General features: G+C 60.9%; 4 protein-coding genes. All 4 read left to right on the top strand.

Going from position 1 to position 7,821, the window contains the following annotated elements:
* Positions 1-3,844, top strand: a 3,844-nt coding sequence (locus HXS65_RS12785; RefSeq protein WP_176494035.1) for a VCBS domain-containing protein, incomplete at its 5' end; no start/stop codon positions are given.
* A gap of 207 nt (positions 3,845-4,051) precedes the next feature.
* Positions 4,052-5,602: a TolC family protein gene (locus tag HXS65_RS12780; RefSeq protein WP_176494034.1), complete on the top strand. Its 1,551-nt coding sequence runs from the start codon at positions 4,052-4,054 to the stop codon at positions 5,600-5,602.
* Positions 5,603-5,639: 37 nt separating this feature from the next.
* Positions 5,640-6,446: an efflux RND transporter periplasmic adaptor subunit gene (locus HXS65_RS12775; RefSeq protein ID WP_167592997.1), complete on the top strand. Its 807-nt coding sequence runs from the start codon at positions 5,640-5,642 to the stop codon at positions 6,444-6,446.
* Positions 6,443-7,819, top strand: a complete 1,377-nt coding sequence (locus HXS65_RS12770; RefSeq protein ID WP_084208527.1) for an efflux RND transporter periplasmic adaptor subunit — start codon at positions 6,443-6,445, stop codon at positions 7,817-7,819. Before HXS65_RS12775 ends, HXS65_RS12770 begins: the two co-directional genes overlap by 4 nt.
* Positions 7,820-7,821: the final 2 nt, after the last annotated feature.

The following is a 7,821-nucleotide window of genomic DNA, read 5'->3' as shown; positions in this document are numbered from 1 at the left end:
CATCGCCAACACCGAGAACGATGGCACTCTGAACTGGACCTTCGACAGCGCAAGCGTCGAAGGCGAAGCCTTCGATCACCTCGCCGTCGGCGGAAGCCTGGTGCTGGATTACACCGTGGTCGTCACCGACAGCCAGGGTGTGACCGCTGAGCAGGTTGTCAGCATCACCATCAACGGCAGCAACGATGCACCTGTCATTGCCATTGAAGGTGACGACAGCGCGGCCGAGTCGCTGACTGAAACGGATGACACCCTGACCACCGCCGGCACGCTGTCCGTGAGCGATCTGGACACCACCGACGAAGTGACGCCGAGCGTCACCGCCGTGACCGCCACCGGTGACACCGACGGCCTGACCAATGCCGAGCTGCTGGGCATGCTCTCCGTCGACGCCGATGCGATCATCGATGGTGTCAGCAACGACGGCACGCTGAACTGGACCTTCGACAGCGCAAGTGTCGAAGGCGAGGCGTTCGATCACCTCGCCGTCGGCGAGAGCCTGGTGCTGGATTACACCGTGGTCGTCACCGACAGCCAGGGTGTGACTGCCGAGCAGGTTGTCACCATCACCATCAATGGCAGCAACGATGCGCCAGTCATCGCCATCGAAGGCGATGACAGCGCGAGCGAGTCGCTGACCGAGACGGATGCCACGCTCGCGACTGCCGGCACGATCTCCGTGAGTGACCTGGATACCACCGACGAAGTCACGCCGAGCGTCACCGCCGTGACCGCCACCGGTGACACTGATGGCTTGAGCAACGATCAGCTGCTGAGCATGCTCTCCGTCGACGCCGATGCCATCATCGATGGTGTCAGCAACGACGGCACGCTGAACTGGACCTTCGACAGCGCCAGTGTCGAAGGCGAGGCGTTCGATCACCTCGCCGTCGGCGAGAGCCTGGTGCTGGATTACACCGTGGTCGTCACTGACAGTCAGGGTGTGACCGCTGAGCAGGTGGTATCGATCACCATCAATGGCAGCAACGATGCCCCGGTGTTAGTGGAGGGGGCGCAACCGGCAGATCAAAGCGGTAACGATGGTGACCGCATCACACCGTTCTCTGTCGCGGATGCCTTCACTGATATCGATAACGGAGCAGAGCTCAGCTTCTCTGCTGACAACCTGCCTGACGGCCTGGTGATCGACCCGACTACCGGCGAGATCAGTGGCACGCTGTCCCCGGGTGCCTCCACTGGCGGTGACAACGCTGACGGCATCTACACCGTCTCGCTGACCGGTACTGACGAGAACGGCTTGGATGTCACCACGACCTTCACCTGGACCGTAGCCAACGTCGCGCCGGAAGCCTTCGACAACACCGCCGAGCTGGATGAGGGCGTCGCGACCAGCGACACCAGCACCACGACCGGCAACGTGCTCAGCGATGGCGACACCAATGGTGACGTCGATGTCGATGGCGGCAACGACACGGATACGCTGACCGTCAGTGGTATCGGTGCTGGCGCCAATGCCGGTACTGACACCGCCGCAGGCACGCCGGTCGCCGGTACCTACGGCAGCGTCACCATCGCCGAAGACGGCAGTTACCGTTATGCGCTGGATAATGCCAACTCGCAGGTACAGGCGCTGGCGGAAGGCGAGGTGATCACCGAGACCTTCACCTACGAGATCTCCGATGGTCAGGGCGGCACCGACACGGCATTGCTCACAGTCACCATCAATGGCACCAACGATGCACCGAGGGCCACTCTTCGTGCACCGGTCATTGAAGCGGGAAGTGATGGAGAGCAAATCGCGCCGATCAGCCTGCTAGAGGCATTCCAGGATGTCGATGGCGGCGCGCAGCTGAGCTATACGGCCGAGAATCTTCCGAGTGGACTGGTCATTGATTCGGTGACGGGGGTCATCAGCGGCACACTTGCTGACGATGCCTCCCAGTTTGGCAATACCACGACGGACGGTCGCTACTCCGTGACGGTGACTGCCACGGACGAGCAGGGCCAGTCGGCTGATGTCACGCTGAGCTTCTTTGTCGTCAACCTCGCACCACAAGCCTTCGACAACGCCGCCGAGCTGGATGAGGGCGTCGCGACCACTGACACCAGCACCACGACCGGCAATGTGCTGAGCGATGGCGACATCAATGGCGATGTGGATGTCGATGGCGGCAATGATACGGATACGCTGATCGTCAGTGGCATCGGCGCAGGCGCCAACGCAGGCACTGACACCCCCACAGGTACGCCGGTCACCGGCATCTACGGCAGCGTCACCATCGCCGAAGACGGCAGCTACACCTACGCACTGGATAACGGCAATGCAGCGGTGCAGGCGCTGACGGAAGGCGAGGTGATTACCGAGACCTTCACCTACGCGATCTCCGATGGTCAGGGCGGCACCGACACGGCGCTGCTCACCGTCACTATCAACGGCACCAATGATGCGCCGGTGTTGGTCGATGGGGCGCAGCCGGCCGATCAGAGTGCCAATGACGGCGATACGATCACACCGTTCACCATTGCCGGCGCCTTCACCGACGTCGACGAGGGTGCGGAGCTGACCTACAGCGTCGACAACCTGCCGGACGGTCTGGTGATCGACCCGATCACCGGCGAGATCAGCGGCACGCTGTCAGCGGATGCTTCCACCGGCGGTGACAACAACGACGGCATCTACACCGTCACGCTGACTGGTACTGACGAGAATGGCTTGGTTGTCACCACGACCTTTACCTTCGAGATAGGGAATCCTGCGCCGCAGGCATTGGATCAGAGCGCTGACGTCTCCGAGGACCGAGAGACCACCGCTGAGGGCAGCCTGCTGGTCGATGCTGATGGCGAGCCGGTGACTGTCGATGGCGATGGCGATTCACTGCTCATTGCGAGCGTCAATGGTAAGGCCGTCGCTGACAGCGACACCGTGATCCAGGGCACTTACGGTCAGTTGATCATCGCTGCCAATGGCACGTGGAACTATGTGCTGGACAACGCGAGTGATGTCGTCCAATCCCTCGACGATGGTCAGCAGGTGACGGATGACTTCAGCTACGTGGTCAGTGATGGAGAAGGGGGCACGGCAGTCGGTGAGTTGACGATCCGAGTGGCTGGTCTCAGCGACAACATTGTACCGGAGCCCGTGGTGACGGTGGCGCCAGTGCAAGGCTTCTCTGGTAACGGTTCCCCGGCGGGCGGGGCAAGTGCTGGATCGGATGAGGGCGAAGCAACCTTCCTTCCGGAGTCTGATGGAGAGCTCTTCCAACCGCTCAGCGATTCCACCTTGGTGGATATTCCGAGCATTCAACCGGTTCAGTTGACCATCATCCTGCGTGATGTCGTGGCCAATGAATCCGTGTATGAATTTGCGCTGCCGGCGGGCGCGTTTGAAAGCACCAACAATGAAGAGATCAAGGTTGAAGCGACGAGAACTGATGGGTCGCCGTTGCCCGACTATGTCGCGTTCGACAGTGATTCCCTCAACTTCCGTGTCAATCGGGCGCTGGCCTTGTCTCTCGGCGTTGAGCGAGTCGACGTCAAGGTCATCGGTCGCGATGAGTCCGGCAACGAGGCCAGTACCACCTTTGTCATCTATCTGACGCCTGAGCAGGAAGAGGAAGAGAGTCTCGAGTATTACCGCAACCTCGCCAACGACGGTGAAGAGCAGCCGCCGGCAGAAGGGCATCAGGAAGATGAAGCAGAGCCGAGCACTGAAATCACTGGTACACCTGCTCCCGACAATGGTGAGGATCAGGCCAGCGTACCTGGTGCCGTGCCACTCTCCGAGATGCTCAAGGTGGCCGGACGTGACGGGTTCAGTCACGACCATGCAGACGTGCTGGCCGATCTGATGGCGTTGTTGAGTGATGATTCAGAAATTTCTTGATTATCGTTAACAGAATAAACCGCACCAAGCTCTCGATAGCGCGAAAGTGAGCTTATCTAATACAAGGTGTCTGCCTGCCCCATACCAAGGGGTGGGTGAACAAGAGCAAGGGAACAAGGCGATATCATGACGGGATACAACACAGCTGGATCCACCCGAGCACTGCCTGAACCACGCGGACAGGGTCGTCTCAAGACTCTGGCGACGATGGTTGCCATCAGCGCGGCAGGCTTGGCGCTGTCAGCTTGCGGCACCGTACAGCCTGAGCCTCTGGAGCGTCAGGATATCGCGACCGCCATCCAGAGCGATGAGATGCTCTTCGAGCAGATGACACCGGCCATCACCGAGCCACTTGATCTCAATCACGCGATGGCGCGCGCGCTGAAGTACAACCTCGACAATCGCGTCAAGCTGATGGAACAGGCGTTGGCCGAGCAGAGCTTCCATCTGGCCAAGATGGACATGCTCCCGGTATTGGCGGCAAATGCCGGTTTCACCAGCCGCAACAATGAAGATGCCTCCTCGAGCGAGAACGTGCGTACCGGCGTGCAGAGCCTTGCCCAGTCGACCTCTGTCGACAAGGACCGTACCGATGCCGATCTACGTCTTTCCTGGAACGTGCTGGATTTCGGTGTCAGCTACCTGAAGGCCAAGCAGGAGGCGGACCGCTTCCTGATCGTCAAGAATGCCCGGCGTGACATCATGGCCAAGCTGCTTCAGCAGACGCGCAGCGCCTATTGGAAGGCCGCGGTGACGCAGAAGTTGAAGCCGCGCATCGATGCCTTGCTGATAGACACCGAAAAGGCGCTCGCCCAGCTGGATCAGATCCAGCGCGAACGACTCCGGGCGCCGTTGGATGTCCTGCAGGAGCAGCGCCAGCTGCTCTCCATCATGCGCAATCTCAAGAGCTTGCAGCGTTCCGTCGAGACTTCGCAGATCGAACTGGCCAGCCTGATCAATCAGGCCCCCAATGTCGAGATCCCCTTGCAGGCGCCGAGCCAGTTGCCGGCACTTCCTCCGTTGCCTTCCAATGACCTGGATGTGCTGGAGCGTGTCGCGCTGGCCAACAGTGGGGAATACGTCGGCCAGCTCTACAATGCCCGTATCGCGCAACGTGAAGCGCGCAAGAGCATGGTGCGACTGTTGCCGGGGCTGGAGTTCTCCTACAGCGCCAATTACGACAGCAACAGCTATCTGTACAACGATACCTGGGCACAGGCAGGGGTGAGGATCAGCTGGAATATCTTCCGTCTGTTTGCCATCGATGAGATCAAGGCTCAGAACGAGGCGCGTGATCAGATGGTGGAGGCTCGTCGTCTGGCCAGCAACATGGCGACGTTGGCCCGCGTCAATCTTGGCTGGCAGCAATACCATAATTCGCTGGAAAGTCTCAGTATCGCCCAGCGATTCCAGGCACTGGATGAGCAGATCGCGGACTTCAGCAAGCAGGCGCGGGCAAGCCGTGCGATCTCGGGGACGCAATCCCTGCTCAACCAGGCCAAGGCATTGAACTCGGTGTTGAGCAATTCATTGGCCTATGCCGATGCGCAGGATGCCTATGGAGGTTTCCTGTTCAGTCTGGGCTTCAATCCGGTGCCCGAGGATTATCAGCGTTATGACGTGGATACCCTGGCCAGCAATCTGGATGCCTCCTTCCAGCAATGGTCCGGTGGCAGTCTGCCGTTGCAGGATCCGGCCCTCTGGCTGGAAGTACAGTCCGAGACAACCAATGCACAGGACGGTCAGGCCAGTCTCTGAACTAGCCTCCCATCTTGTTTCAACAGGGATGCTGATGATGACCGTTGGACACCAAGTTACCCGTTACCTGCAGATCTTCAGTGGATCTCTGCTGCTCGCGGGGACGAGCCTGATGGGTCAGGCTCACGCCGCGGAGCAACCGACCGTTCGCGGGCAGGTCAGTGCCGTCAACTCCACCATGCTGGCAGCGCCGCTGTCGGGGCGCTTGCTGGAGGTCAATCGACGCGTTGGGGAAGAAGTGAAGCAGGGCGAGGTCCTGGTGCGTTTTGATTGCCGCTCCCTGAAGGCCGAGCGAGCGGTCGCGAGTGCGCGCCTGTCGGGGGCCAGCTCACAGTACAAGGTCAACAAGCAGTTGGCGCGTTATGACAATGTCAGCCAGCTGGATGTCGATCTCTCACGAGCGGCAGTCAATGAGGCGAGTTCTTCCGTCAAGCTCTCTGATGTCTACCTGAGCGACTGCACCATCACTGCACCCTTTGATGCCGAAGTCATCTCGCGCGTCGTCAACCCCTATCAATTCGTCTCCAATGGAGAGCCGATGCTGGAACTGGTCAGCTCCGACGAGCTGGAGATCGAAGCCGTGATACCTGCGATGTGGCTGGGGCAGGTAGGAAGCGACACGCCCATGACGTTCACCGCAGATGCGACGGGCGCCGAGCTCTCCGGCAAGATCGTCCGGGTCGTGGACAGCATCGACCCTGTCAGCCAGACCCTCAAGGTGATTGCGAGGCCGGATGCCAAGCCGGGGGTGGGTATCAAGCCCGGCATGAGTGGTGAGGTGCGCTTTCCCTCTCTGAATCCATCAGGCCTTGATGCCGAAGAGAGCGGAGAGGCATCACGATGAATCGGCGGGTCGAGATGCCAGGCAGTGTCACCACGGATCGCCTGGCCGGCCTCATCACGCTGCAAAAGCGTCTGATGAGCGCCAAGGGGCGCAAGGAGGCCGAGTATGTGCTGGTCAACGACACCGGTTATCTGTTTCCGGCGCGCCAGATATTGCTGGTTGCCAATGGCAAGCTTTCCGCTCACTCAGGCGCGACGGATGTCGAGCAGCAGAGCCCCTATCTGCATTGGGTGAGGCGGGTCCTCAAGACGTTCGAGCTTGATCGACGTGATGTCTCCAGACGCGTCGATGACGCCTCTGCTTCCTCGCCGGATCAGCTGATGCTGCTGACGCCCGAGCGTCTCGCCGAGCGGGATGCTGCATTGGGGGCCGACTGGAGTGAATACTGGCCGCGCGAAGGTGTCTGGATTCCCATGGTCTGGCGAGGCCGGCTCGAGGGCGGTTTGTTGCTGTTGCGGGAAAAGCCGTGGAACGAGGCGGAGCAGCGACTGCTGACCCACTGGGTGCAGGGGGCTGAGCATGTGCTTGCGCGTCATGCCGGGCGCAAGCGCTCTCCGGTGGGCAAGCGCCTGCTGACGGGAGCCATCGTGGTGATGCTGGGCTTGCTGATGTTGATTCCGGTGCGGCTTTCGGTACTGGGGCAGGCCGAGATCGTTCCTCAGGTCAGCAGTCTCATTCGTTCACCGCTGGATGGCGTGCTGAAGGAATTGGCCGTGGCGCCCAATGATCCGGTGGAGAAGGGCCAGCTGCTGGCCAGGCTGGACGATGCCGAACTCAAGGGACGGCTTGCGGAAGCCCGGCAGGCACTGGCCGTGGCGCAGGCGGAATATGCCCGTGCCCGTCAGCGCGCCTTCACTGATCGGGATGCCAGCGCGGAAGTCCCACTGTTGCTGGCACGAGTGGAGCAGACGCGTGCCGATGTCGACTTTCTTGAGCAGCAATTGACGCGAGTCCGTGTAGAGGCGCCTCGAGCCGGTGTGGCGATCATCGGGGATGCCAGCGATTGGGCAGGGCGGCCTGTCCAGTTGGGCGAGCGTCTGCTGGAAGTCGCCGACACTCGCGGGGCTGAGGTGGAAATCTGGCTGCCGAGTGCCGACAACATCCCGCTGCCGGAAGGCGCGAAGGTGTCCTTGTTCCTCAATGTCGACCCCTCCCAGGTCCGCGATGCCAGTCTGACGCATGTCAATTATCGCGCAGAGCTCGCACCGGACGGTGAGCTTGCCTACCGCGCGCGAGCCCTGTTGAACGATGCCGAGAACCTGCCACGCGTCGGTTGGCGCGGGACAGCCAAGGTGGAAGGCGAGCAGGTCACGCTTGGCTATTACCTCTTCCGTCGCCCCTGGGCCACGCTGCGTAGCTGGATCGGGTGGTAGAT

The sequence above is a fragment of the Cobetia sp. 5-25-4-2 genome (genome assembly GCF_013374075.1).
Classification (GTDB): Bacteria; Pseudomonadota; Gammaproteobacteria; order Pseudomonadales; family Halomonadaceae; genus Cobetia; species Cobetia marina.
The sequence above is the reverse complement of the archived record's forward strand: the minus strand, read 5'-3'. Positions and strand labels throughout refer to the sequence as shown.

Excerpts from the sequence above, each read along its gene's own strand:
- HXS65_RS12780 (WP_176494034.1), top strand. The coding sequence starts at position 4,052 with ATGGTTGCCATCAGCGCGGCAGGCTTGGCGCTGTCAGCTTGCGGCACC.
- HXS65_RS12775 (WP_167592997.1), top strand. The coding sequence starts at position 5,640 with ATGACCGTTGGACACCAAGTTACCCGTTACCTGCAGATCTTCAGTGGA.
- HXS65_RS12770 (WP_084208527.1), top strand. The coding sequence starts at position 6,443 with ATGAATCGGCGGGTCGAGATGCCAGGCAGTGTCACCACGGATCGCCTG.